The organism is Roseibium alexandrii DFL-11, from assembly GCF_000158095.2.
GTDB classification, from domain to species: Bacteria; Pseudomonadota; Alphaproteobacteria; order Rhizobiales; family Stappiaceae; genus Roseibium; species Roseibium alexandrii.
In genome coordinates, this window is sequence record NZ_CM011002.1 from 4,507,546 (window position 1) to 4,533,669 (window position 26,124).

The 26,124-nt window shown below is 55.8% G+C and carries 20 protein-coding genes and 1 riboswitch; of the genes, 18 read left to right on the forward strand and 2 right to left on the reverse strand.

The features are described from left to right. Positions 1 to 47: 47 nt before the first annotated feature. From SADFL11_RS20930 to serA, 14 genes are all read left to right on the forward strand, one after another. Complete coding sequence (locus SADFL11_RS20930; protein WP_008197310.1) at positions 48 to 2,159, forward strand: methyl-accepting chemotaxis protein; 2,112 nt, start codon at positions 48 to 50, stop codon at positions 2,157 to 2,159. Positions 2,160 to 2,240: 81 nt separating this feature from the next. After that, the gene (gene ybgC, locus SADFL11_RS20935) at positions 2,241 to 2,702 is read left to right on the forward strand and encodes a tol-pal system-associated acyl-CoA thioesterase (protein ID WP_008194127.1); all 462 of its coding nucleotides are present in this window, start codon (positions 2,241 to 2,243) and stop codon (positions 2,700 to 2,702) included. A gap of 267 nt (positions 2,703 to 2,969) precedes the next feature. Then, entirely contained in the window at positions 2,970 to 3,677 is a 708-nt protein-coding gene (gene tolQ, locus SADFL11_RS20940; protein WP_008192718.1) for a protein TolQ, read from the forward strand. A 3-nt stretch (positions 3,678 to 3,680) separates the two neighbouring features. Next, a complete protein-coding gene (locus tag SADFL11_RS20945) occupies positions 3,681 to 4,133 on the forward strand; it encodes an ExbD/TolR family protein (RefSeq protein WP_040451020.1) in 453 nt (150 codons plus the stop codon). Positions 4,134 to 4,139: 6 nt separating this feature from the next. Next, positions 4,140 to 5,081 carry a hypothetical protein gene (locus SADFL11_RS20950; protein ID WP_008189508.1) on the forward strand — a complete coding sequence of 314 codons (942 nt, stop codon included), beginning with the start codon at positions 4,140 to 4,142 and terminating at the stop codon, positions 5,079 to 5,081. 46 nt (positions 5,082 to 5,127) lie between these two features. After that, positions 5,128 to 6,477, forward strand: coding sequence for a Tol-Pal system beta propeller repeat protein TolB (gene tolB, locus SADFL11_RS20955; protein WP_008191213.1), 1,350 nt, complete (start codon positions 5,128 to 5,130; stop codon positions 6,475 to 6,477). 130 nt (positions 6,478 to 6,607) lie between these two features. Next, on the forward strand, positions 6,608 to 7,093 hold the full coding sequence (gene pal / locus SADFL11_RS20960) for a peptidoglycan-associated lipoprotein Pal (RefSeq protein ID WP_040451019.1): 486 nt from the start codon (positions 6,608 to 6,610) through the stop codon (positions 7,091 to 7,093). Between the two features lie 233 nt (positions 7,094 to 7,326). Next, complete coding sequence (gene ybgF, locus SADFL11_RS20965) at positions 7,327 to 8,262, forward strand: tol-pal system protein YbgF (RefSeq protein ID WP_040451018.1); 936 nt, start codon at positions 7,327 to 7,329, stop codon at positions 8,260 to 8,262. Then, complete coding sequence (gene tilS / locus SADFL11_RS20970) at positions 8,234 to 9,613, forward strand: tRNA lysidine(34) synthetase TilS (RefSeq protein ID WP_008194442.1); 1,380 nt, start codon at positions 8,234 to 8,236, stop codon at positions 9,611 to 9,613. The genes ybgF and tilS overlap by 29 nt, the downstream gene beginning before the upstream one ends. Before the next feature lie 181 nt (positions 9,614 to 9,794). Then, positions 9,795 to 11,711, forward strand: a complete 1,917-nt coding sequence (ftsH, locus tag SADFL11_RS20975; protein ID WP_008191089.1) for an ATP-dependent zinc metalloprotease FtsH — start codon at positions 9,795 to 9,797, stop codon at positions 11,709 to 11,711. Positions 11,712 to 11,883: 172 nt separating this feature from the next. Beyond that, positions 11,884 to 13,227 (forward strand): phosphoglucosamine mutase, encoded by a 1,344-nt coding sequence (gene glmM, locus SADFL11_RS20980; protein ID WP_008194793.1) that lies wholly within the window; start codon positions 11,884 to 11,886, stop codon positions 13,225 to 13,227. 232 nt (positions 13,228 to 13,459) lie between these two features. Then, positions 13,460 to 14,275 (forward strand): outer membrane protein, encoded by an 816-nt coding sequence (locus tag SADFL11_RS20985; protein WP_040452557.1) that lies wholly within the window; start codon positions 13,460 to 13,462, stop codon positions 14,273 to 14,275. Between the two features lie 158 nt (positions 14,276 to 14,433). Next, positions 14,434 to 15,612: a phosphoserine transaminase gene (locus tag SADFL11_RS20990; RefSeq protein WP_040451017.1), complete on the forward strand. Its 1,179-nt coding sequence runs from the start codon at positions 14,434 to 14,436 to the stop codon at positions 15,610 to 15,612. Between the two features lie 78 nt (positions 15,613 to 15,690). Next, entirely contained in the window at positions 15,691 to 17,277 is a 1,587-nt protein-coding gene (gene serA, locus SADFL11_RS20995; protein ID WP_008196533.1) for a phosphoglycerate dehydrogenase, read from the forward strand. Positions 17,278 to 17,316: 39 nt separating this feature from the next. Here the strand turns inward: serA and SADFL11_RS21000 are convergent, their stop codons facing one another. Next, positions 17,317 to 18,222 carry a DMT family transporter gene (locus SADFL11_RS21000; RefSeq protein ID WP_008188639.1) on the reverse strand — a complete coding sequence of 302 codons (906 nt, stop codon included), beginning with the start codon at positions 18,220 to 18,222 and terminating at the stop codon, positions 17,317 to 17,319. 302 nt (positions 18,223 to 18,524) lie between these two features. Between SADFL11_RS21000 and SADFL11_RS21005 the strand changes: the two genes are divergently transcribed. The 4 genes from SADFL11_RS21005 to SADFL11_RS21020 all read left to right on the forward strand — a co-directional run bounded on the left by SADFL11_RS21005 (position 18,525) and on the right by SADFL11_RS21020 (position 23,856). Continuing rightward, entirely contained in the window at positions 18,525 to 19,817 is a 1,293-nt protein-coding gene (locus SADFL11_RS21005) for an adenylosuccinate synthase (protein ID WP_008190479.1), read from the forward strand. Positions 19,818 to 20,056: 239 nt separating this feature from the next. Then, entirely contained in the window at positions 20,057 to 21,799 is a 1,743-nt protein-coding gene (locus SADFL11_RS21010; protein WP_008196437.1) for a hypothetical protein, read from the forward strand. Positions 21,800 to 21,877: 78 nt separating this feature from the next. Next, a riboswitch (TPP riboswitch) is annotated at positions 21,878 to 21,984 on the forward strand. A gap of 154 nt (positions 21,985 to 22,138) precedes the next feature. Beyond that, positions 22,139 to 22,891, forward strand: a complete 753-nt coding sequence (locus SADFL11_RS21015) for an ABC transporter permease (protein WP_040451016.1) — start codon at positions 22,139 to 22,141, stop codon at positions 22,889 to 22,891. A 23-nt stretch (positions 22,892 to 22,914) separates the two neighbouring features. After that, the gene (locus SADFL11_RS21020; protein WP_008193459.1) at positions 22,915 to 23,856 is read left to right on the forward strand and encodes an ABC transporter substrate-binding protein; all 942 of its coding nucleotides are present in this window, start codon (positions 22,915 to 22,917) and stop codon (positions 23,854 to 23,856) included. A 37-nt stretch (positions 23,857 to 23,893) separates the two neighbouring features. On the opposite strand, the gene SADFL11_RS21025 is transcribed toward SADFL11_RS21020, so the two are convergent. Then, positions 23,894 to 26,113, reverse strand: coding sequence for a CHASE2 domain-containing protein (locus tag SADFL11_RS21025; protein ID WP_008194773.1), 2,220 nt, complete (start codon positions 26,111 to 26,113; stop codon positions 23,894 to 23,896). Positions 26,114 to 26,124 lie beyond the last annotated feature (11 nt).

A 26,124-nucleotide genomic window follows, 5' to 3' on the forward strand; every position in this document is an offset into this window, starting at 1 on the left:
TAATTTCCAATTCTTTCCTAGGGTTCGTCCAAATTCTGGGGGGACCTATGCGTAAGCGGCTTTCAACTAAACTTGCTGTTATGTTTTTGGCTGGTGCACTCACGATGTGCATCGCGATTGTCACAGTCACATCGATGCTCTCGCGTGATGTGGCAAATGGTCAGGCCGACGCCGCTTTGCAAAGCGGAACTAAAGCGAAATTGAAAGTCGCTGAGCTCGCCTTGGGTCAGGCAGCCGATAGTGCAAAGTTCTTTGCATCACTCGAAGATGCCAAGAACAGCCTGATGAAAACACTGGTTGGCTGGAAGAACCTCAAAGAAGGCCAGAACGCGATCCTGCGTGGGATCTATGTCACCAACAACCCACATTCTCCGGACGAACGGCACTTGCTGATCGAGCCGGCGGAAGGGAATCAATACACGAACAACCACAAAGTGGTGCACCCGATCTTCCAGGATTTGGTCAGCCAAGGCGTGTTCTCGGATGTGGCGCTGGCAACTCCGGACGGTGTGATCACCTACACGTATGCAAAGGGTGATGAGTTCGCGTTTCACATCGGCGATGCTGAGATCTCAGGGCACCCTGTGCAAATAGCTTTCAGTCCTCTGTTTGACGCGGTGTCAAATGAGACGATTGAGGCGGGCCAGATCTTTACGTCAGGTTTCATGACCGGTGAAGACGGCAAGGTTTCCATGATCATCGCCACACCGGTTTTCTATCTCGACCGGTTTTTTGGTGCCGCAGCCTTCTCTGTGAACATGGCCAAATTCGCAAACCTGGTCAGCGGATCGGGTGAACTTGAAGATGGCGAAAAGGTTTTTCTGATTGACACCGCCGGGCAGTTGGTCGGTCTGGACGAGACAGGGGCTGCTGAAGTCGTCCACGACAAGCAAGCGGTCTATGCGGGCAATCAAACGCTTGTTTTGGACGAAAACGACTATCGGTATGCGGAAGCTGACGCCTCATTCGCAAGTACCCCGTTCGGGATTGTGGATGCTGTTCTCCAGACCAAGCTGTCCGCTGCTGCTGACCGAATTACTTATGGTGCGGTTATTTCCGGGTTTTTGTGCCTGGTTCCAATCGTTGGTCTCATCTGGTGGGTGACGGGCCGGATGTTTGCCCCGCTCCAGGGACTATCTGCGGCAGCGCGGCAAATTGCAGACGGTGATCTTGAGGTCCCTGTAGATGCGACCGAACGCTCAGATGAGATCGGCGAGATGGCGCGCTGTATTGAAGTCTTCAAAGACAACTCGTTAGAGCGCGAGAGGCTGGCCTCTGAACGGAAAGTTGGCCATATTGCCCGCGAGAAGCGCGAGAAGCATATCGATGCGTTGATCAATGGCTTCCGCGCAGAAGCCCAGGGCGTTCTGGAGTTGGTTGAGGCCAATATCGGCCGGGTTGAGGCCGTCACGGCAGAATTGCGTGAACGGTCTGGAGCCGCAGCAGACGAAGGACAAACCGCTGTGGTGTCGTCCGAAAATGCATCTGCAAACGTTCAAGCCGTTGCCTCTGCAACAGAAGAGCTCAATGCTTCGATTTCGGAAATCTCCCGCCAGGTGGAAACGACGGCTGGCATCGTGGCTCAAACAACCACTGCTGCGCAGGTGTCTAACGGCAAAATCTCCGGATTGGCTGACGCCGCCAACCGGATTGGTGACGTGGTCTCCTTGATCTCAGAAATTGCCGAGCAGACCAATCTGCTGGCGCTCAATGCGACGATTGAGGCAGCACGTGCTGGTGAAGCGGGCCGCGGGTTTGCCGTTGTTGCCTCTGAGGTAAAGTCGCTCGCGGGGCAAACGGCCAAGGCGACCGAAGAGATTTCAACGCAGATTGCGGCCATTCAGGCGTCGACCACAGAGGCGGTTGCTGAAATCGCGCGTGTCTCGGATTCCGTTGGTGAAGTCAATGAGTACACATCCACCATCCAGGATGCGGTTCAGCAACAGGGCGCTGCGACGAACGAAATCTCTAGAAACGTCGCCGAAGCTGCCGACGGGACCCGTTCTGTTGCCACCACGGTTGCGTCTCTCAACGATGGTGTGACCGAGAATTCACGCGCGGTCGATGACATGTTGTCCGCGACGATCGAGATGAAACAGCAGGCGGATCGCTTGAGAGGATCTGTCGAAAAATTTCTCAATGAGGTTGCAGCGGCCTGACCGTCTTCCTAAATCTGAATTGTTATGGGCTTTCCGGTTTTGTGATTGGAGAGCCCTTTTTGGATTTTTGGAGACTGCATCGTGAATGATTGGCCGGATCTTGCAGGCCGTTTGGACCAAAGCGGTCACGTTCTGCCCGTACGCGTCTACTATGAAGACACTGATTTTACCGGGATCGTATATCACGGCGCCTACGTCCGGTTCTTTGAGCGGGCCCGGTCCGACTTTTTGAGGCTGATAGGTATTCACCACAGTGAGTTGGCAGAAGGGGACGATGGCACATCGCTGGCCTTTGCCGTGCGCACAATGACTCTGGATTTCCAGAAACCTGCGAAGATAGATGATGTCCTGGAAGTGCGAACGTCGCTGGCCGAGTACAAGGGTGCCAGGATCAAGCTTGATCAGCTCATTTACAGAGGCGATGAGCTTCTTGTTTCGGTAGCGGTAACCGTTGCTGTCATTTCATCTGAAGGCCGACCAACGCGCCTGCCGTCTGTCCTTTCAGAGAAGCTGCTTAAACACAGGCCTTCAGAGCAAGACTGAGTGTTGTCCCTAGTCACTCGCATACGGATAATTGAGTGTGCTGACAGCAAAATACTCTGCCTCACGAGTGGCTGTTAATCTTGCAGTAACCTTAATTGATTCTTTTAGTAAAGCGCTCAATTGCGCGTAATCAGTCCCAGTTTTGACAAAATCAAACGTCAGAGAAGCGGTCGGCGAATAGGGGCGGATTCCCCCGTGACCGGTGCAATCAAAGCACCGGTTCTCTGAATGCAACACGCATCATTCGGCCGAGAGGTCATCGGGTTTATGGAAACACTAGTCGAAACGACATTGGCGGCGCCTAAAGGCGATCTTTCTTTCTATGCCTTGTTCTGGCAAGCGCACATTGTCGTACAGGTCGTAATGTTGGGATTGCTTGCGGCATCGGTTTGGTGCTGGGCGATCATCGTCGACAAGATCATGATTTTCGGAAAGACAAAACGGCAAATGAACCGGTTCGAGACCGTGTTCTGGTCGGGGCAGTCTTTGGAAGAGCTCTATGGAACGCTGCACAATCGCGTGAACCATTCCATGGCGGCGCTGTTCGTCGCAGCCATGCGGGAGTGGAAGCGCAGTCACGAGGGCGCACGTCCGGCAATTGGCAGCCTTCAGCAACGGATCGACCGGGTCATGGATGTGACAATCCAGCGCGAGCAGGAGCGGCTGGAAAATCGGTTGCTGATCCTGGCGACCGTTGGATCATCTGCTCCGTTCATCGGACTGTTCGGAACCGTTTGGGGCATCATGACCGCATTCCAGGCAATTGCTGCCTCTGAGAGCACCAACCTTGCGGTCGTGGCGCCCGGGATTGCCGAAGCCCTGTTCGCGACGGCTCTGGGTCTTCTGGCCGCCATTCCTGCGGTTATCGCATATAACAAATTCTCTTCGGATGTCGGTCGGGCAGTTGCCCGTATGGAAGGCTTTGCTGACGAGTTCTCCGCGATCTTGTCGCGGCAGATCGACGAGAGGGTCTGATCCATGGGCATGCAGGCCGGAGGTGGACAAGCAGGCGGAGGCCGCCGCGGCCGGCGGCGCCGGCGCAGTCTGCCGATAAGTGAGATCAACGTCACACCCTTCGTCGACGTGATGCTGGTGCTCCTCATCATCTTCATGGTTGCAGCGCCTTTGCTGACGGTTGGCGTGCCAATCGATCTTCCGGAGACACGTGCAAAGGCCCTTGAAGGGGACACCGAACCGATAACGATTTCCATCAATTCGGCAGGCGAAATTTTCATTCAGGATACTCCGATCCTCATTGATGAAGTCGTTCCCAAACTGGAGGCGATTGCAGCCAATGGGTACGAAGAGCGCATCTATGTGCGCGGAGATCAGGATGCTGATTACGGCACCATGATGAAACTCATGGGCCGGATCAACGCGGCTGGCTTTAAACGGCTCGGCCTTGTCACTCTGGAAGAACGGGACTCGTAACGCAGAATGCGCGCAGGTCTCATTGCGTCTTTGGCCGGTCACTCGGTCTTTTTGGTCTGGGGCTTGATTGCCTTTCCGGACGCGAAGAGTTTTTCCGTTCCTCAAGTCGAAACGCTGCCGGTGGATCTCGTTCCAATCGAGGAATTTACGCAGCTTCGCTTGGGTGAAAAAAACGCGGAAGTCCGGGACGTTGCAGCGCTTCAGCCGAGCGATACACCGGCTGAAGAGACCCCGCAACCGGCCGACAAACCTGGTGATAGTCAAGTTCAGCAGCCGTCGCCTCCCACTACGGCGCCAGCGCCAACTCCGACGCCGCCTGAACCGGAACCAGTCGCCGAGCCTGAAGACGCCCCAGAACCTGCACCTGCGCCCGAACCGGTACCGGCTGCTGAGCCGGAGCCGGCTCCTGAACCGGAGCCTGTGCCGCAGCAGGAAGCCGCACCGGCAGTTCAGCCGATCCTGACAAGCATTGCGCCAAGGACAAAACCGGCACCGCCACGGCCGCAGCGGCAGGAACCGAGGGACGAATCCATTGTCAGCGACGTTGCGGCCCTGCTCAACAAGGTGGAACCAGCTGGCCAGACCGGCGGGCAACCCGAAACGCCTGCTTCGCTGGGAACACGACAAGGTACGCCGAACATCCGCATGACACAGTCGGAGTTGGATGCGTTACGCTCCCAAGTTGCCATGTGTTGGAGCCCTCCTGTCGGGGCAGTGGGTGCGGAAGATCTGAATGTGCGGGTTCGTTTCAACCTGTCGCAGAACGGCGAAGTGTCCAATGGTCCGGAAGTCATGAATTCCAATGCAAATCCGGCCTTCCGCGCAGCAGCAAGCAGTGCGGTCCGTGCCGTGATGCGTTGCCAGCCCTACAGCCTGCCAATAGCGAAATATGATGCGTGGCAGGAAGTGATTATCAATTTTGACCCGAGAGAGATGCTCGGGGGCTAAGCCGATTTCGCAGTCGGAACCCAAAGGTGAAGGAGCGGTATTGCTCATGCGTCAGATTTGGAAACAGTTTCTAGGGATCGTCGGGTCTTCGGCCCGCGTTCGCGGCGGCTTCGTTTTTTTGTTCGCAGCACTAACCCCGCTACCGGTCGCTGCCCTGGTCGAAATAGACATCACTCAAGGGAATGTCGAACCGTTGCCGATTGCCCTGCCGCAGTTCTCCGCCGAAGGTGGCGACAGCAAACTGGCTGCCGACATGACCGCGGTGATCGCGGCGGATCTCAAACGGTCCGGTCTCTTCAATCCTCTGGACCCGGCGAGCTTCATACAGAAGAACATGAGCGTGAATTCCACGCCGCGCTTCGGGGATTGGCGCACGATCAGTGCACAGGCGCTTGTCACTGGTACCGTGACCAAACAGGCCGATGGCCGCTTGCGCGCTGAATTCCGGCTTTGGGATGTCTTTGCTGCAGAACAAATGCTCGGACAGCAGTTCTATACGACACCGGAAAACTGGCGGCGACTCGCTCATATCATTGCGGATGCCGTTTACGAGCGCATCACCGGCGAAAAAGGCTATTTCGACACGCGCATTGTGTTTGTCGACGAGACGGGGCCGAAAGATAAGCGCGTAAAACGCTTGGCACTGATGGATCAGGACGGTGCCAATGTCCGGTACCTTACCCGGGGCGATGATCTGGTTTTGACACCGCGCTTTTCGCCGACGAGCCAGGAAATCACCTACATGTCTTATGCCGGTGCGGATCCAAGCGTGTACCTTTTGAACATCGAGACCGGTCAGCGGGAGATTGTAGGCAACTTTCCAGGTATGACCTTTGCACCGCGGTTCTCACCCGATGGGCAGAGTGTTGTCATGAGCTTGCAGCAGGGTAGCAATGCAAACATCTTCAAGATGGATTTGCGGTCGCGGCAGACGACCCGCTTGACCAATTCAGCTGCCATTGATACGAGCCCGTCGTTCTCCCCGGACAGCCAACGCATTGTGTTCGAATCCGATCGGGGAGGCTCACAGCAGCTTTATGTGATGAGTGCATCTGGCGGCCAAGCTCAGCGGATTTCCTTTGGCCCGGGGCGCTATTCGACACCGGTCTGGTCTCCGCGGGGCGATCTGATCGCCTTTACCAAGCAGCACCAGGGCCGGTTTATGATTGGCGTGATGCGGCCTGATGGGAAAGGCGAGCGGGTTCTCACTGAGGGCTATCATAACGAAGGGCCAGCATGGTCTCCGAATGGCCGCGTGCTTGTGTTTTTCCGCGATACTCCCGGGGCCAATGGCGGTCCTCAAGTATGGACCGTAGACTTAACCGGATACAATGAACAAAGGCTGGAAACCCCGGCATTTGCATCAGATCCGTCTTGGTCGCCATTGATCGATTGAGACAACGAATAACGATTTGTTTACCAGCCTTATTGAGAGCGCATTAACCGACTTTGGCTAGAAAGCGTTTACCAAGATATTTGGGCACATTGGAAAAGCCGGTGTCGCGGGCTGGGGTAAGGAGACAGGAATGTTCAATATGGTGAGTGCCTCCAGTGGCGCGCGTTGGATTGCAGTCTGTTTTGCAGTCCTTTTTGCCGCGGCTTGTGCGCAAACGAAGCCGGACGGATTGGCGACAAACGTCAAGCCGGGGACCGGACAGGATTTCGTGGTGAATGTCGGGGACCGAGTGTTCTTCGAAGAGGACCAATCAACTTTGAACTCGCAAGGTCAGGCAACGCTGGCCAATCAGGCGAAGTGGCTCAGCCGGTATTCTAAGTACACGATCACCGTTGAAGGTCATGCTGATGAGCGCGGTACCCGCCAGTATAATATTGCGCTTGGTGCAAGACGTGCACAAGCTGCTCGTGATTACCTCGTATCCCAGGGTGTTTCTGCCTCCCGGATCAAAACGATTTCGTACGGCAAAGAACGGCCAGTTGCCGTTTGTAACGACAACAGCTGCTGGTCTCAGAACCGGCGGGCGGTCACTGTGTTGAACAACGCGACCAACTGATCAACGCTCGAATAACGCTACAAACGCCGGGTTTTTGCCCGGCGTTTTTATTTGCCCGGAGCAAAAACACGCCGTTTCCAGGCTTGTTTGTCAAAATTTGGCCGAACTCGGAGCGCCATTTGCGCTAGAATTCAGCGTGCGGCCATCCGGGTGAGTACCTCTCCCTGCCAATCAGATGGCTTTCCATTTATCGGTATTGGTATATGACAAGTGGCTGCACAGCGGAGGGACGAATGAAACAGTTTTACAGGCTGGTATGCCCTGTATTGGCCGTAATGCTCATCTCAGTGGCAACGCCATCTCATGCGCAACTTTTCGGTAAACGGAATGACGATTCCAGTGTCCGTATCGGACAGTTGGAAGAGCAAATTCGGGTCTTAACCGGCCAAATCGAGCAAATGGCGTTTCAAATGCGTGAATTGCAGGATCAAATGCGCCGGATGCAGGAAGACAACGAATACCGTTTTCAGCAGCTTGAAGGCGGGACGCCCGGCAAACGGTCGGACGCTTCACCTGGGCTGGTGCCGGATGGCACACCTCAGTCTGAAGGCCTGGTCGCACCCGGCGGTGGATTAGCAACCCTTCCTGCCGACGGTTCTGGAGATGGTGATTGGTCCCAATCGGGCGGATATGAAGCCGGCTCAGGCATTCCGTCGAATGGACCGATTGATTTGTCTTCGTTGGCACAAGGTCAGGTCGTGCCACCGGGAGCAGCGCAAGACACCACGCCCAGCCCAGAGTTCTCGACAGACGATGACCAGATTGCCGGTATCATTGGAAGTGGTGACCCGCGGACGGATTACGACCGAGCATATTCCATGGCAGTGAATGGAGATTATGCTGCGGCAGAGGCTGGTTTTCGTACCTTCTTGGAGAGCTATCCGGACAATCAACTGGCGGCAAATGCGCAGTACTGGCTCGGCGAAAGCCTCCTGGCCCAGCAGAACTTCCGCGAGGCAGCGGACGCATTTTTGAAAACCTACCGGGATCATCCTGGCAATTCAAAAAGCCCGGACAGTTTGCTGAAGCTCGGCGTGTCGCTTCGCGGGCTCGGGGAAACTGATGTTGCCTGCGCGACGTTTTCAGAACTCTTGAGCAAATTTCCAAATGCTGCGCCGGCGGTTTTGTCACAAGCGCGGGATGAACGCCAAAGTGCCCAGTGTTCGTAACCAGCCGGATCCGTATTCCGGGCTCACTGACCGGGAAATTGACCAACTATTTCATTCATTGAAAAACTTCTCAAAAATTGCTCTTGCTGTCTCCGGTGGTGGAGACTCAGTTTGTTTGCTGCTCGCCTTTTGTGAATGGCGATCGAGACGAAACTGGGAAGGAGCGTGCGAGGTGGTCGTTGTTGATCACCAACTGCGTCCAGAAAGCTCTCAAGAAGCGTGCTTTGTTCGGGAACTGAGTGAACAACATGGTTTGCGCTGCCATATTCTGAAATGGACGGATGACAAGCCGGAAACTGGTGTTCAAGAGGCGGCGCGCGGCGCGCGATACCAGTTGATCGCAAAACAGACAGCTGTGTCGGGTTTTGAGGCCGTTCTTCTCGCGCATCATCTCGATGACCAGGCTGAAACGTTTCTCGATCGTTTGACCCGTGGGAGCGGATTAAACGGGCTTGGCGCCATGGCTTCAGATGAACCTGAAGGACCTGCCGGTCTTCGTTTGCTGCGCCCGTTTCTCGGTGTGCCCAAAAGCCGTCTTTTAGCAACCTTAGAAGAACGGGATCAAAAATGGTGTGACGATCCTTCAAATAAGAGTTTGAAATACAAGCGCAGCCGTTTGCGGTCGATTTCGAGCACTCTCTCCGAAGAGGGGTTGTCGCCGAGCCGGATTGCCACAACAGCACGGCAGCTGAGGCGTGCGCGCGAAGCTCTGGAGATGGTCCTCGCGGAGCTTTTTCGACAGCATGTCGAGGAACATCCGGCAGGACCGGTCAAGACTTCGACACTGGTGTTTCGCGCCCAGTCAGAAGAATTCAGGCTGCGTTTGCTCATTCTCATGATCGAGCGGGTAACGGGCCGGGTTTATCAGCCGAAGTTACGGAAGATCGAAGCCCTCGATCACTGGATTTTGAACAACAACGCAGGGCGCCAAACATTGGGTGGAGCCGTTCTGGAAATAAAACGGGATACTCTATTTGTTTGGAAAGAAATCGGCCGATCACCGCCTGAGGTTCTTGAGAACCTCCGCGGAGAGGGAAATTGGGATGCCCGATTTTTGTTCGATGTTCAAGCCGCCGCCGGCGCACCTTCGAGCAGTATGGCTGTCAGCCTCGGCCCGCTGTTCAATGCGCCGGTCGACCGGCGGCAGGTTTCCTGGCCAAATGGGTGGCCAAAGGAGGCGTTTGAAAGCGCGCCGGTTTTCTGGATTGGAAACGGGCCGGTGGGCGTTCGGTGTGCGGCCTCATTGATCTGGCATGATGCAGGGCGTGGCGGGTGCGAAATTTCACTTCAGCGTATCCCCGTTCCGGTAAAATTGGCCGGTAACTATAGGACAGATCTTGAGGGGTCTTAGGTTTTCCGCGGTTTTCGCGGGCGCAAACATCTGTTAGGGGTGTGTCTTAAGAAAATAGTCAGTGTGCATGCGCAATATGGCGCACCACCTTGGCATAGGGCTATGGGCGACCTATCTTCGCTAAAAGAAATGTAACCGCGCGCATTCTAATAAAGTCGCGTCGGGCGGTTAAGGGATAGAAATGAACGCACATTTTCGCAACTTCGCGCTCTGGGTGATAATCGCCCTTCTGCTGATCGCTTTGTTCCAGCTGTTTCAGAGCCCAACACAGAACAGCGTAACGGACGAGATCGCTTTCTCTGAGTTCATGAATAAAGTCGATCGCGGTGACGTGCGATCGGTGACAATTCAGGAACAGAAGATCTCCGGCAGCTCGACGACGGGTCCGTTCCAGACATACGCGCCCGAAGGCGCGCAATATGTCGAGGAACTTCGCACAAAAGGCGTCCTGATCAACGCTCGTCCGCCGGCTGAAAGCTCACCGCTCCTCGGCGCTCTGTTCTCTTGGCTTCCGATGCTCATCATTCTTGGCATCTGGATTTTCGTAATGCGGCAAATGCAAGGCTCTGGCGGCAAAGCCATGGGCTTTGGCAAGTCCAAAGCGAAACTGCTGACCGAAGCGCACGGCCGGGTCACATTCGAAGACGTTGCCGGCATAGATGAAGCTAAAGAAGATCTTCAGGAAATCGTTGAGTTCTTGCGTGATCCGCAAAAATTCCAGCGGCTCGGCGGTCGGATTCCGCGCGGCGTGCTACTGGTCGGCCCTCCGGGTACCGGTAAAACCCTGACCGCCCGTGCGGTTGCGGGTGAAGCAAACGTGCCATTCTTCACGATCTCCGGCTCTGACTTTGTGGAAATGTTTGTCGGCGTGGGTGCAAGCCGCGTGCGCGACATGTTCGAGCAAGCCAAGAAAAATGCACCGTGCATCATCTTTATCGATGAGATTGACGCCGTTGGCCGTCACCGCGGTGCAGGCCTTGGTGGTGGGAATGATGAGCGTGAGCAGACGCTCAACCAGCTTCTCGTCGAGATGGACGGGTTTGAGCCGAACGAGGGCATCATCATCATCGCGGCAACCAACCGTCCGGACGTACTTGATCCTGCGCTTCTGCGCCCGGGCCGGTTCGACCGTCAGATTGTCGTTCCGAACCCGGACGTGACTGGCCGCGAAAAGATCCTCAAGGTCCACATGCGGAAAGTGCCACTGGCTCCGGATGTCGATGTGCGCACACTGGCACGCGGCACACCAGGCTTCTCGGGTGCCGATCTCATGAACCTTGTGAACGAGGCCGCCCTTCTTGCCGCCCGCCGGTCCAAGCGCTTGGTCACGATGGCCGAGTTCGAGGACGCCAAGGATAAGGTCATGATGGGTGCAGAGCGCCGCACCTTGGTGATGACTGAGGAAGAAAAGAAGCTGACCGCCTACCATGAAGCCGGGCATGCACTTGTCGCTCTTCATCAGGAAGCTTCTGATCCCATCCACAAGGCAACGATCATCCCGCGCGGGCGCGCGCTTGGTATGGTCATGCGGTTGCCGGAAAAAGATCAGGTGTCTTTGACACGTGCCAAGTGTAAAGCCGATTTGGCTGTTGCCATGGGTGGTCGCGTTGCCGAAGAAATGATCTTCGGATATGAGAAGGTGACCTCAGGCGCATCTGGTGACATCCAGATGGCGACCAAACTTGCCCGCGCGATGGCAACCCAATTCGGTATGTCCGACAAGCTTGGGCCATTGCTGTACGGCGAAAACCAGGAAGAGGTTTTCCTCGGTCATTCCGTCGCAAAGAACCAGAACGTGGCGGATGAGACCCAGAAGATCGTCGATGCTGAAATCAAATCCTTCGTCAATCAGGGATATGAGACAGCGAAGAAAATCCTTGGTGATCACGAAGACCAATTGCACAGCATTGCCAAAGGTCTACTCGAATACGAGACGCTCTCCGGCGATGAGATCAAGGGCTTGCTGGATGGCAAGCCGCCGGTGCGGGACACTGATGACGATCAGCCGATTGGCCGGTCCTCTGCGGTGCCGAAAGCGGGAGCCAAGCGCGGCGGCGATGAGCCAAGCGGCGGCATGGAGCCTCAGCCACAGGCCTAATACGCTCTACGACTGAACAACAAAAGTGCCCGGTGTCTCACCGGGCACTTTTCATGTGTTTGAATAGATATGAACCGGCTGCTGGTGGTAACATTTGCTCATAAGATGTGACACACGGCGCCGGAAATCTCGGTTACAACGACAAAGATTCGAAAACGACAAGGTTTGGTTTATGCGCAAGTTCTTCGGCACCGACGGGATTCGCGGGCAGGCGAATGCCTATCCAATGACCGCGGAGATGGCACTTAAGATCGGCATGGCGGCGGGCCTGGTGTTCAAGAATGGCGGGCATCGCCATCGCGTTGTCATCGGAAAAGACACGAGACTATCCGGTTACATGCTGGAAAATGCTCTGGTGGCGGGTTTCACATCAGTCGGTATGGATGTTTTCCTGCTTGGGCCTCTTCCAACCCCTGCCGTTGCGATGTTGACCCGTTCCTTGCGTACGGATCTTGGTGTGATGATCTCCGCATCTCACAATCCCTTCCAGGACAATGGCATCAAATTCTTCGGGCCTGATGGCTTCAAACTGAGTGACGAAATCGAGAAGTCCATCGAAACCCTCGTCGAAAGCGATCTGACACCGCATCTCGCCAACGCTCAGGAGCTTGGGCGTGCCAAACGGATTGATGGTGCCCAAGAGCGCTATATCGAAACTGCAAAGCGCACCCTGCCGCGCAAAATGAGCCTGGAAGGCCTGCGGGTCGTTGTCGATTGCGCCAACGGAGCTGCCTACAAAGTTGCGCCGGATGCTCTTTTTGAGCTCGGTGCTGATGTAATCCGTATGGGCGTTTCTCCGGACGGGTTTAACATCAACAAGGATTGCGGGTCGACGTCCACAGATGCGTTGTCCAAGAAGGTTCATGAAGTGCGCGCGGACATCGGCATTGCCCTTGATGGTGATGCGGATCGGGTAATCATCGTAGATGAAAACGGAACTGTAGTTGACGGTGACCAGCTGATGGCGGTGGTTGCCCAATCCTGGCAAGCCAATGGTCGCTTGGCGGGCAACGGTATCGTTGCAACTGTTATGTCCAATCTTGGCTTGGAACGGTATTTGGGGGATCTGGGGCTCGGACTTGAGCGCACAAAAGTCGGCGACCGTTATGTGGTCGAACATATGCGCGCCAATGGCTTCAACGTGGGCGGGGAGCAGTCCGGTCATATTGTGCTGTCGGACTTCGCGACCACAGGTGACGGGCTGATTGCCGCACTTCAGATTATGGCTTGTATCAAGCAGCAGGATAAACCTGTGTCAGAAGTTTGCCGCCGGTTTGAACCTGTTCCGCAAATCCTGAAAAACGTCCGCTACAAAGGCGGTGCGCCGCTTCAGCATTCCGAGGTAAAATCTGCGATTGAGGACGGCGAAGCCCGCCTCGGCACATCCGGACGTCTCGTGATCAGAGCCTCTGGGACAGAACCGTTGATTCGGGTTATGGCCGAAGGCGATGACGCGGATTTGGTTAAACAAGTTGTGAACGATATTGCCGGGGTTGTTGCGTCTTCCGCTGCGTAGCGCTTGCGGCCTCTTGGAATCGCTTATGTTCTTAACAATAAAGCCAGCTGATTCAGCTGGCTTTTTTAATGTTTGGTAAAAAGCAGGGGGCAAGATTTACCATTCATTTACGTAAAAAAACTCGGTTAAAGAACACAGTTAAGTCAACCTTAATGAATAGGCGTCATTTTTGGCCTCGAGATTGGTGTGTCGGCAATTAAATGCAGACGCTACATCGGAAGAGGACGAAGACATGGATAGATTTTTTAAACGTTTGTCTTTGACCGGCTTTGCTGTTGTGCTGTCCACTGCGGGTTTTGCAGCAGACTTGCCGACGCCGGTCATTGAACACGTACCGGTCGCTCCGGCGGCCGTCGGCGGTTTCTACCTGCGGGGTGACATCGGCTACAAGGTCTACGGCGACCCAAGTGGAAGCTTCAACGACTCCGCGATCGGTGGACTGCGCTATGAGCGCGAGAGCCTCGACAACACCTGGATGATTGGTGCAGGTGTCGGTTACCAGTTCAACCGCTACTTCAGAAGTGATGTGACGGTCGACTATGAGGCCAAGGCAACCGCAACTGGCTACGCGCCGTGTGGTGGCTGTGCAGCTGCAGGTCAATTCTCAACCGAGAAGGCCGACATTGACGTCTGGACAGTCATGCTGAACGGTTATGTCGATCTTGCGACCTGGAACCGGATCACACCTTATGTCGGTGCCGGTATCGGTGCATCATACGTGAGTGCAAGCAACAAAACGTCGCTCAATCCGGACGGCACGTTCTCCAGCTACGACGGCAGCAACGGCGACTGGAATTTCGCCTGGGCCTTGATGGCAGGTGCAGAATATGCTGTCACGCCGAATTGGAGCATCGACGCTGGCTACCGGTATAAGGACCTCGGCGAGGCGAAAACCGTGAAGCTTTATAACGTTGGTACGGGTGAATCCCGTGAAGTGTGGGAAGACTTGACCGCTCACGAATTCCGCATTGGTGCGCGCTACACATTCAACGCACCTGCAGCGGCTCCGGCATATTATCCAGCCGGGCCGATCACGAGTAATTTCTGATTTTCCAGCATACGTGTTGGCGAAAGGGCCGGTCATCGACCGGCCCTTTTTCTTGTCTTTTTCGCAATTGAATTGACGTAACTGCCTTTCAGCTTTATCCCCATAGGTGGGCCACCCCTCCCCAACGAGGGGCTCCTATCTGTGAGGGTAGACTTGAAATGAGCATAGTAATCTCCAAGCCGGACGTGCGTCCGGCCAATCCTAATTTTTCTTCTGGTCCCTGTTCCAAGCGTCCCGGCTGGTCGCTGGAAGCGCTTTCCGATGCGCCGCTTGGACGGTCGCACCGCGCCAAGCCGGGCAAGGCCAAACTTGCGGAAGCCATTGAGCTGACACGCAAGGTGCTGAACGTGCCGGACGATTACCGCATTGGCATCGTTCCGGCTTCCGATACCGGCGCAGTTGAAATGGCCATGTGGTCGCTGCTCGGTGCCCGGGGCGTCGACATGCTTGCCTGGGAAAGCTTCGGATCTGGTTGGGTGACCGATGTGGTCAAACAGCTGAAGCTGGAAAATGTCCGCAAGATAGAAGCGCCTTATGGCGAGCTGCCGGACCTTTCGACGGTCGACTTTTCGAATGATGTCGTCTTCACATGGAATGGGACCACATCCGGCGTCCGTGTGCCGGACGGAGACTGGATTCCAGCGAACCGTGAAGGTTTGACAATCTGCGATGCGACTTCGGCCGCATTCGCGCAGGAGCTGGACTTTGCCAAGCTCGATGTGGTGACGTTTTCCTGGCAAAAGGTGCTTGGCGGTGAAGCCGCACATGGCATGCTGATCCTCAGCCCGCGCGCTGTCGAACGCCTTGAAACTTATTCTCCGGCTTGGCCCTTGCCGAAGATTTTCCGCCTGACCAAAGGCGGGAAGCTGATTGAAGGGATTTTCCGCGGCGAGACGATCAACACGCCGTCCATGCTGTGCGTTGAAGACTATCTCGATGCCCTGAAGTGGGCGGAAGATCTGGGTGGTTTGGCCGGTCTTGTGGCGCGCGCTGACGGCAACCTTGAGGTTCTGGCTGATTGGGTTGACCAGACCTCCTGGGTTGATTTCTTGCCGAAGGATCCTGTGACCCGGTCCAACACATCTGTCTGTCTGACTGTGGTTGATCCGGACATTCTGGCGCTGTCCGATGAGCACCAGGCCGCTTTCGCGAAGGGCATGGTTTCCATGCTCGACAGTGAAGGCGTTGCTTATGACATCGGCGCTTACCGGGATGCACCATCCGGCCTTCGGATCTGGGCAGGTGCAACCGTTGAGGCCAGTGATCTGAAAGCGCTGACGTCCTGGCTGGACTGGGCCTTCCAAACCGAAAAAGCGAAACACGCTCAGGCCGCCTGAGCCTGTTCTTTGAACAACTAAGTCCAATGCCGGGTGGTACGCTGCCCGGACAGGTATTGATGTCAAGGAGAGGCTCATATGGCCCCGAAAGTATTGATTTCTGACAAGTTGTCTCCAGCTGCCGTACAGATCTTCAAGGATCGCGGTGTGGAGGCGGATTTCCTGCCCGATGTTGGCAAGGACAAGGAAAAGCTGCGCGAGATCATCGGTCAGTATGATGGCCTGGCAATCCGCTCTGCTACGAAGGTGACGGAAAAGATCATCGCTGCAGCGGACAACCTGAAGGTTGTCGGCCGTGCAGGGATTGGCGTCGACAATGTTGACATTCCCAAGGCCACGGCACGTGGCATCATCGTGATGAACACGCCTTTCGGCAATGCCATTACGACGGCCGAACATGCGATATCCATGATGATGGCGGTGGCCCGTCAAATACCGGCCGCTGATGCGTCGACCCAGGCCGGCAAATGGGAAAAGTCCCGGTTCATGGGCCGCGAGATCACCGGCAAAACCTTGGGCCTGATCGGCTGCGGAAACATCGGATCGATCGTTGCCGAGCGGGGTATCGGTCTCAAGATGAAGGTGATTGCCTTTGACCCTTTCCTGACGCCGGAACGGGCACTGGCGCTCGGCGTCGAGAAGGTGGAGTTGGATGGGCTTCTCTCTCGGTCGGACTTCATCACGTTGCACACACCGCTGACTGACAAGACGCGGAACACCATTGATGCTGCCGCGATCGCTCAAATGCGGGACGGGGCCTACCTCATCAACTGTGCCCGCGGCGGTCTTGCTGATGAACAGGCCGTCCGTGATGCGCTTGATAGCGGGAAACTTGCGGGCGCTGCTTTCGACGTCTTTGTCGATGAACCGGCCAAGGAAAATGTGCTTTTCGGCGCGCCGACCTTCGTGTCCACACCGCATCTTGGAGCCTCAACGGAGGAAGCCCAAGAGAACGTTGCTCTGCAGGTTGCCGAGCAAATGTGTGATTACCTTTTGAGCGGTGCCGTCCGGAATGCGCTCAACATGCCGTCAATTACGGCAGAAGAGGCGCCGAAACTGGCGCCTTTTGTCCGGTTGGCTGAGCAGTTGGGGTCTTTTGCCGGACAGCTTACTGAAACCGGGATTGAGCGCGTTCGCCTGGAATATGCCGGTGCAGTTGCCGACATGAACGTTCAGGCACTGACGTCGGCTGCACTCACTGGTTTGCTGACGCCGCTTTTACAGACCGTCAACATGGTCTCTGCACCCATCCTGGCGAAGGAAAGGGGCATGCAGATCGAAGAGGTCCGGCGCGACAAACAGGGGGCGTATGAGACCTACATCCGCCTGACTGTGGAAACGGAGCGCCAAAGCCGCTCCGTCGCCGGGACGGTGTTCGCTGACGGGAAGCCCCGGATCATCCAGGTGAAGGGCATCAATATGGAAGCTGAGCTCGGCGAGCACATGCTTTACATCACCAATGAAGACAAACCGGGCTTTATCGGCCACCTTGGAATGGAACTGGGTAACAACGAGGTAAATATTGCGACCTTCAACCTCGGCCGGACAGCGCCAGGAGAGGAAGCGATATGTCTTGTTGAAGTGGATGCCCCGGTCTCAAAAGAGGTCATGGCCCGCTTGGAGACGGTCTCCCATGTGAAGCAAGTCAAGCCGCTTCGCTTTTGACACCAATAGCGCCCGGATGAGATGTCAGCCGGGCGCTCGCTATTTTGCTGATGTGGATACTGGTTTGAAACGGGCGAAGAGCCGCCCATCAAGAACGACCAACCCACTTAACAAGAGTGCGAAGCCGGCCAGTTGAATCGCCGACAATTCTTCACCCAATAAAAGCCATCCAAAAAACAAGGCGCTGGCGGGCACCAGTAGCGTGACCAGTGAAGCGTTGGTTGCTCCCGCTTCTGCAAGAAGCCGGAAGTACATCAGGTAAGCAAGTGCAGTCGCGAAGATCCCGAGGGCGAGAACGTTGAGCCAGGCAATGACGCTTGGATCCGCTACGCTCCAAGAACGGGATGCGAACAGAGCGATCGGGGCCATGATCAGGGTTGATCCGGACAATTGACCGGTTGCCGAGATCAGGGGCGGGAGGCCTTTGAAGCGTTTGGCAAAGGTCGCTGCAAAGGCATAGGATAGCGCTGCTCCCAGACATGCCGCCTGAGCCCACAAAGGGTCTGAGACTATGCCGGACAAGCTGCCGGAGAGCATCGTTGCGACGCCGGCGATTCCGAGAGCAATACCGGCAATCTTGTGAATGCCGAGAGTTTCCTGGCGGAACAGGACACCGGCTACCAAAACCGTGAAGACCGGTGTCGTCGCGTTTAGGATAGACGCAAGACCCGCCCCGATCACAGTCTGTCCGGCAAAGAGCAGTGAAAACGGGATAACGTTGTTCAAGAGGCCCATAGCCAGAAACGAGGCCGCCATCTTTAAGGGAAACTGCTCCAAAGTGCCTTGGGCCCAGAGCACAAGCCAAAGCGCGAGACAGGCGGATGCGACGCGGAAAAACACCAGGGTCAACGCAGGGATCTCGGCAACCGCAACCTTGGCAAAGATAAACGATCCTCCCCAAATCGCGCCGAGACAAATCAGCAAGATCCAATGCTGCAATTTCATGAGGGAGCTCCAACCAGGTGAATGTCTACCGGGTACCATGTGTTTTCGGTTCCCGACACCCGAAAACCGAGCGAATGTTGGATGCGCAGGCTTGTCTTGCGCAGCGATAAAATGAACAAGCACCGGAATTGAGGAGAGTTTGATCGGTAGCTTGCGCAATTCTTCAATTAAATGGCCGGGAAGACTCGCGCGGCCAACCAATCCTGTCTATAGTCCGCGCCGTTTGCCCCGGGGACTTGTCCGGGGCTTGTTGTGTTGGCGTCAAGGACGTCACGAACCTGCTTTAGGAGAGCAAAAGCTAGATGGCGAATGTGGTTGTTGTCGGTTCGCAATGGGGTGACGAAGGCAAAGGCAAGATTGTCGACTGGTTGTCGGAACAAGCCGATGTCATTGTAAGGTTCCAGGGCGGACACAACGCTGGACATACACTCGTCATTGACGGTGTGAGCTACAAGCTCTCCTTGCTGCCATCCGGTGTGGCTCGTCCAGGCAAACTGTCTGTGATCGGCAATGGTGTGGTGCTGGATCCCCATGCGTTGGCCGAAGAGGTCAAGCGGCTCGGCGAGCAAGGCGTTGTTGTTACGCCTGAAAGCCTGCGGGTGGCTGAAAACGCAACCTTGATCCTGTCTTTGCACCGGGAACTGGACGCGCTTCGCGAAAATTCCAACACCGGCACCAAGATCGGCACAACAAAGCGCGGTATCGGTCCGGCATATGAAGATAAGGTTGGCCGCCGTGCGATCCGTTTGATGGATCTGAAAAACCTTACAACGCTTCCGGCGAAAATCGACCGGCTTCTGACCCACCACAATGCTTTGCGCCGGGGTCTGGGGCAGGACGAAGTCTCAGCGGACGCCATTTTCGAAGAGCTGTCCAGTGTCGCAGATCAGGTTCTGCCTTACATGGATAAGGTCTGGTACTTGCTCGACGAGCAACGCCGACAAGGCAAACGGATTCTCTTCGAAGGGGCTCAAGGGGCTCTTCTCGACATCGATCATGGTACATACCCGTTCGTGACATCTTCCAACACTGTTGCCGGACAGGCCGCGACAGGTTGCGGTCTCGGGCCAGGTTCCGTCGACTATGTCCTTGGGATTACGAAGGCTTACACCACGCGTGTGGGTGAGGGGCCTTTCCCGACCGAGCAACAAAACGAGGTTGGTGAGTTTCTTGGGACGCGTGGTCATGAGTTCGGCACGGTGACCGGCCGCCGCCGCCGCTGCGGCTGGTTCGATGCGGTTCTTGTGCGTCAGACCGTTTGTACGTCCGGTATCAATGGTATCGCACTGACCAAGCTTGATGTTCTGGATGGTCTTGAGGAAATCAAGATCTGCGTTGGCTACGAACTCGACGGCGAGCGCCTCGACTATCTTCCAGCGTCGCAAGGCGCACAGGAACGGGTCAAGCCGATCTATGAGAGCATGCCGGGTTGGAAAGAATCCACTGAAGGTGCGCGCACCTGGGCTGAACTTCCGGCGCAAGCGATCAAATATGTACGGCATGTTGAAGAGCTGATCGGTGCACCGGTAGCGATCTTATCGACCAGTCCGGAACGTGATGACACAATTCTTGTGCAGAATCCTTTCCAAGACTGAGCGAATTGACGTAAACAAGACAATATTAAAGATGCTTAGAGTGCGTTGCGAATCGCTACGCACTCGACAGCTTTTGAAGTCCGGGATCTCCGGCATCAAAAGCAAAATGGAACGACAATTGTGCGCGTCTCGCGCGATCTGGTAGGCGAAAATCTCTTCGAAAACTTGGTACAAGTCACGAAGAAGTCGCGAATCTGATCCAGGAGACGCAGGAGTGCAGTTGGCCGGTAGGCAGGAAGATGGCTGATTACTATTCGATATTAAAGAAAACGATCGCGTCCTTGCCCGAAAGCAACGGTGCAGCGCGGCGAAGCGTTTACAGCCGTGCGCGTAATGCCATCGTGAATCAGCTCAAGGCCTACGAGCCGCCGCTGTCGCCATCGGAAATCACGGCAGAGCAACTTCGCCTGGAAGAGGCAATCCGGAAGGTCGAGGCGGAAGCCGCTCGAGAAAGCCTGGGATTGCAGCCATCCGCACCGCAGGCGCCTGCCACACCAGCTGCACCGCCGGTTCGCGAGCCGGAGCCCGCGCCGTCGGTCCCGGCAGCCGCCACAACTTCTCCAGTTGAGACTTCGGCTCCACCAGCACCGCCGGTGACATCTCCGGAGCCGTCTGCCTATCCAGCCGAAGAGCCTGTAAGTGTTCCTTCGTCCGACGCCTCATATGAAAGCCAGCCTCAAGCCTCGACTCTGTCAGGTACGGCTGGTTCAAGTCTGACGGAGCCGGAAGGCCCAATATCCTCACCTGAGACACATCCGGGCTATGACCCTGTTTCAGTCGAACCGGGTCCGGTCTCGGATGATCAAGTGTCTCAAACAGAACCTCTCTTTGAAGATGAAGTGGTTCAACCGCAGACCAGCACAGCGGGTTTAACGGACGCTCCAGTAACGCCCCGCGCCAGCCGTTCAAGATCGTCTGCTTCTGCAGCACTCCGAAGTTCGGAAGAAAAAAGCCGGACAGTGCCGATTGCAGCTGCTGCCGTGGTTGCCGTCCTGGTGCTTGGGGCCGCCGCCTATTTCTTCTTGTCTGCGCCGTCTGAGGAAACTTTCACCGACGCCGCACCGGCGGTTTCACAAGAGCCGGAAAAAACGGCTGTTACGGAACCAGCGGCACCCGTCGAAGACACCGTGTCCGCATCCTCGGAAGATGCAGACGATGCGAGCAAGAACACCGATCGTCTTTTGAATGAGACCGATGCAAATGTGGTTGCACCTGATGCGCGCGCAGTGACAACTACGACCATCAACCCGCAAGACACCGCGCCGGGGACTGTTGCTCAGCCGTCGATCGTGACGAATGTGGAAAGCACTCCGCCCGCCGATGTCGATACTCCGGCAACGGACGGTGCCGGTGTAAGCCAGGGCGTTCAGCCGGACAGTCTAGCAGCAGTGAGCCCAGAGCAAACCGAACCGGCCCCGGCAGCTCAGGTGCCTGCTTCCGGTGCGCAACGTTCCATCCTTTATGAGGAAGGGGCAGATGCCAGCTCAACCGGCACCGCGGCTCAAGGTGCCGTCATCTGGACACTTGGCGAAGAGACCGATCTTGGCGGTGAAGCGCAGTCTGTTCTTTCCGCTGCCGTCGAAATTCCTGAGCGGGATATCAAAGTCGATATCCGCATCAAGCCCAACGATGATACGTCCCTTCCGGCAAGCCACCTGGTTGAAATCAAATATGAGCTACCAGAAGGGTTTTCCGGTGGCGATATCGTTAACGTTCCTGGCTTGGTCATGAAGCCGACCGAGGAAGCGCGCGGCGATGCGTTGATCGGGGCTTCCGTCAAGGTCTCTCCTGGCTTCTTCTGGATCGCCCTTTCCAGCTTGCCCAATGAGCAACAACGCAATTTGGCCCTTCTGCGTGAGCGCGGGTGGATCGACATCCCGATGCTTTATGAGAATGGCAAACGCGGCATTCTCACACTCGAGAAGGGCCCGATCGGCGAAGATGCCGTTGAAAAGGCAGTCTCTGCCTGGCAAGCCGGCTAAACACATCCAGCCATCTTGCGTTTTAGCCGGTGGTCGGCAGTTTCTCTTGCAATTTGTAAATTGGCGGGGCATTGTCCCGCTTGGTCCGAGGGGTGTTCCGGTTTCCGGAACTGAGATGGCAACGCGCCGAACCCTTAGAACCTGATCCGGGTCATGCCGGCGAAGGGACGGAAACCTTAGCCTCTTCCCGGATCTCCAGTGTCATTTTCGGCTTTGCCGAAGGCAGGAGATCCTTATGTCTGCTTATGCGCTTATGCGCCGGGCACACGCTGCACATCAGCTGTGTGCCGTCTATAAAACCAAATATCCATATGCCCTTCTGTGCAGGAGCGGCAGATTATGAGGGTTTTGGGTTTTCTACTAAAACGCTGTGCGGGTGTGGCGGTTGCCGTTCTTATCTGGGCGGCCTTGGTCCATTTCTTTGAAATCCCACCGTATATGCTGCCTGGTCCTGAGCGTGTTTTTGTTGCGTTTCAGAACCAGGGCCTGTTTCTCCTGCACCATGCAAGCATTACCTTTTCCGAGACACTTCTCGGATTCGTCTTTGGGGTCGCTGCAGGGTGCCTTTTGGCGATCCTGATTTGGGTGTTTCCCGTTGCCAAACGGGCGATCATGCCGACGATCCTCGTTACCCAGGCCTTGCCCGTTTTTGCAATCGCGCCGATCCTCGTTCTGTGGCTCGGATTTGGCCTTGCCTCCAAAATTGTCATGGCGGTTTTGGTGATCTTCTTTGCCGTGACCTCCACGTTCTATGATGGGCTGCGCCGCCTTGATCCCGGGCTTTCTGACCTCAGCCGCCTTTATCGTGTGTCTCGCCTCAAGGAACTCTGGGTGTTCCGGCTGCCGTCTGCCATGCCTGCCTTGGCCTCTGGCTTGAGGATCGCTGCTGTTTTTGCGCCAATCGGCGCGATTGTCGGAGAGTGGGTCGGCGCGAAGGGCGGGCTCGCTTTCATCATGCTTCAAAGCAACGCGCGGATGCAGACCGATGTGATGTTTGCCGCGCTGATCCTGCTTGCTCTCATGGTTCTGTTATTGCGGTTCGCTGTAGACCATTTCACCCGGTTTCTTGTTCCTTGGCAGGTTGAAGACTGACCTGCTTTTCCTTGGAGGATTGAATGAAAAAAACACTGCTCTCTGCCGCTTTCGCAGCCACTCTTTTTGCGTCAGCACCTGTGCAGGCTGCCGAAAAGCTAACGGTCCTGATGGATTGGTTCACCAATCCCGACCACGCGCCGCTGATCACCGCTCAAGCAATGGGGTTCTTTGAGGCGGAAGGTCTGGATGTCGAATTGATAGAACCCGCCGACCCCGCGATGCCGCCGAAACTGGTTGCAGCGGGCCAGGCGGACATTGCCATTTCCTATCAGCCGACCTTACACGCCCAGATCGAGGAAGGACTTCCGCTCAAGTGGATCGGTACGCTCGTAGAGACACCATTGAATTCCCTGATCGTTCTCAAAGACGGTCCGATCAAGGAGTTGAAAGACCTTAAGGGGAAAAAGATTGGATTCTCGGTGTCCGGGTTTGAAGACGCCATGCTCGGCCAGATGCTGCGGTCCGTCGACCTCAGTGTCGACGATGTCGAGCTGATCAACGTCAACTTTGCTCTGTCACCGTCGCTGATGTCCGGTCAAGTCGATGCGGTCATCGGTGCTTACCGGAATTTCGAACTCACTCAGATTGAGATTGAAGGCAAGGAAGGCAAGGCGTTCTATCCGGAAGAGAACGGTGTGCCGATTTTTGACGAGCTGATTTACGTTGTTCACAAGGACAAGACGGATGATCCGCGCTACGCAAAATTCATGGCAGCCATCGAAGCGGCCACGATTTTCCTTACGAACCATCCGGACGAGGCTTGGAATGCGTTTATCGAAGCCTACCCGAACCTGAATGACGAGCTGAACAAACGCGCCTGGGCCGATACGCTCCCGCGTTTCGCAAAACGCCCTGCAGCCCTCGATGAAGGCCGCTATCAGCGTTTTGCTGAGTTCATGGCTGAAAATGACCTGATTTCTAAAGTGGTTCCTGTCGATACCTATGCGGTCGAGATCCGCTGATCACCACGGACCACTCGGAAATCGGCAGCGCGGTGTCTCAGGATGCCGCGCTGCTTTCATTTTGCGCCAAGGGGAGGTCCGCAATCCGAGCGGCAAACGGGGCGTAAAAGCTGCTGAGCCGTGCTGCGGATTGCTGGGATGCGGTGAGAGCACCATGTGCGGCTTTTGCATTGCCTGCTTCGATCGCACTTAAAAGTGCATCGTGAGTTTGAGATAGCTTCTGAAAGTCCTCGGATTTTGCGTAGTCCTCGTCGCCGATCAGCGCAAACAGTGTGACGGTTTCACTTTTGCCCTTGAGTGAAATCTCGCCGGCTTCCAGGTAGGCCAGCTCCGGAGCTTGATTTCTTGTCTCTTCCGAGACGAGGAGATCTGCGCCAACTGCCTTGCAACTTGATTCAATTCTTGATGCCACGTTTACCGAATCGCCGATCACCGAATAATTGAACCGGTGCTCTGAGCCCATGTTGCCAACGCAGGCATCGCCGCTGTTCAGACCTATGCCGATCTGAACTGTCTGTGCTTTCAATCCGCGCGCCTTGAAACCGAATGCGTCTTTCTCGTTCAGTTCATCGACAATCCTCAGCATGGCGAGACTGGCCCGGCCGGCTTTTTCCGCGTGGTCTGGCACGGGTATCGGCGCATTCCAGAACGCCATGATGCTGTCACCGATGTACTTGTCGATCGTTCCTCCTTCGGCCTGGATGGCATCGGACAACGGAGAAAGTAGTGTATTGAGGAAGGTGACGAGCTCTGTCGGCGTCAGTTGCTCGGAGATTGGCGTGAAACCGCGAATGTCCATGAAAAGGATAGTCATTGGCCGTATCTCACCGCCCAATGTCAGTTGCTCCGGCGCTTTTTCCAGCTGTGTCACGAGATCCGGAGAAAGGTACTGGCTGAATGCCTGCCGGACGAAGCGTTTTTCACGCTCGGTCAGAAAATAGAGCATGACCGTTGCTGCTGCGAAGACAAGAAACACCGACAGACTTGGGTATATCGGGTCGATGAGAAGGCCTTTCTCCAAAAAGAAGTAGAAAGAACCGCCAATCAGCACCGCAGCGACTATGCCGCCAAGCAGGGCTGTTCCCAGGCTGCCGATAATGGGCAACATGAGAATGAAGACCGCACCGATCAAAAATGTCGTGAGTGTCTCCAGACCACTCGCCCAGTCTGGCCGGGTCAGAAACTGACCGCTGATGATTTGCTCTAGTGCCTGAGCATGCACTGCCACACCAGGAACCAGTTCGCCGATCGCAGTTGCGCGGATATCTCGTAAGCCTGCTGCAGACGTGCCGACCAGTACAATTTGCCCTTCGATCAACGGTGCAAGTTCGCCGTGTTTCTCTTGTTCATAAAAATCCATCGCGCGGACATATCGATCTGATCTGTCCGGTGTGTAATGGATCCACATCTCCCCTGCAGCTGTTGTGGGAACTTCAAAGGTGCCGATCTTTACGTCTGTTATTGCCGGAGTACCGCTGTCCACTTCGCCGCTGGCACTGGTCGTTCGGACTATCAAGCCGCTTGCTCCCTGGGCCACCCGAAGGGCCTCTGTGATCAGGCCGGGATAAACGTTGGTCCCGTCGCTCGTAATCAACGGAATGCGGCGGATGACGCCATCGCGATCATCGAGGGAAACAGAAATCGATCCAATTCCGCTCGCTGTTTGTTGAAGTGCGTCGAGGCTGGGGACTGCGGCTGGGAAGGGCGGCAGGATCGTAACAGGATCTGCTCCCCCATAGGCAATGCCGGCTTTTTTCAGAGGCGTTCGGCCGGTTAACTGATCCGAGATCGCGAAGCCGAGAACAACCGGTGCGCTGGCTATTGTCGCGGCGAAACGTTCATCATTGTCCGGCAGCTGTTGCAAAGCTTCCTGAACACTCGCTGGCGTCTCGGGGGGAAGGGACGCACGGATTTGTGTTGGCGACGTTCGATCCGGTTCAGCGAAAACAACGTCGAATGCAATGGCGGCTGCGCCCATTTGAGTCAGGATTTCAACCAGCTCGGCAACTTTGGTGCGTGGCCACGGCCATTGCCCGATTTCGGTGATGGAGGTCTCGTCAATGTCAACGATCCGAACTGGGGCGGGCATATACTCGCGCGGACTGAAACGTTGATAGTAATCGAATGTGAGCTCCCGAACAGCAACGAGAAAGTCCGGATTGGCAATCCGAAGCCCGGTCATGAGAATCAGGACGATGGTTGCGGTGAGCGCAACAAAACCGCGCCGTGAAAAAAAAGGGTCTATCCGAAACGCCATTGGTGCCTGAT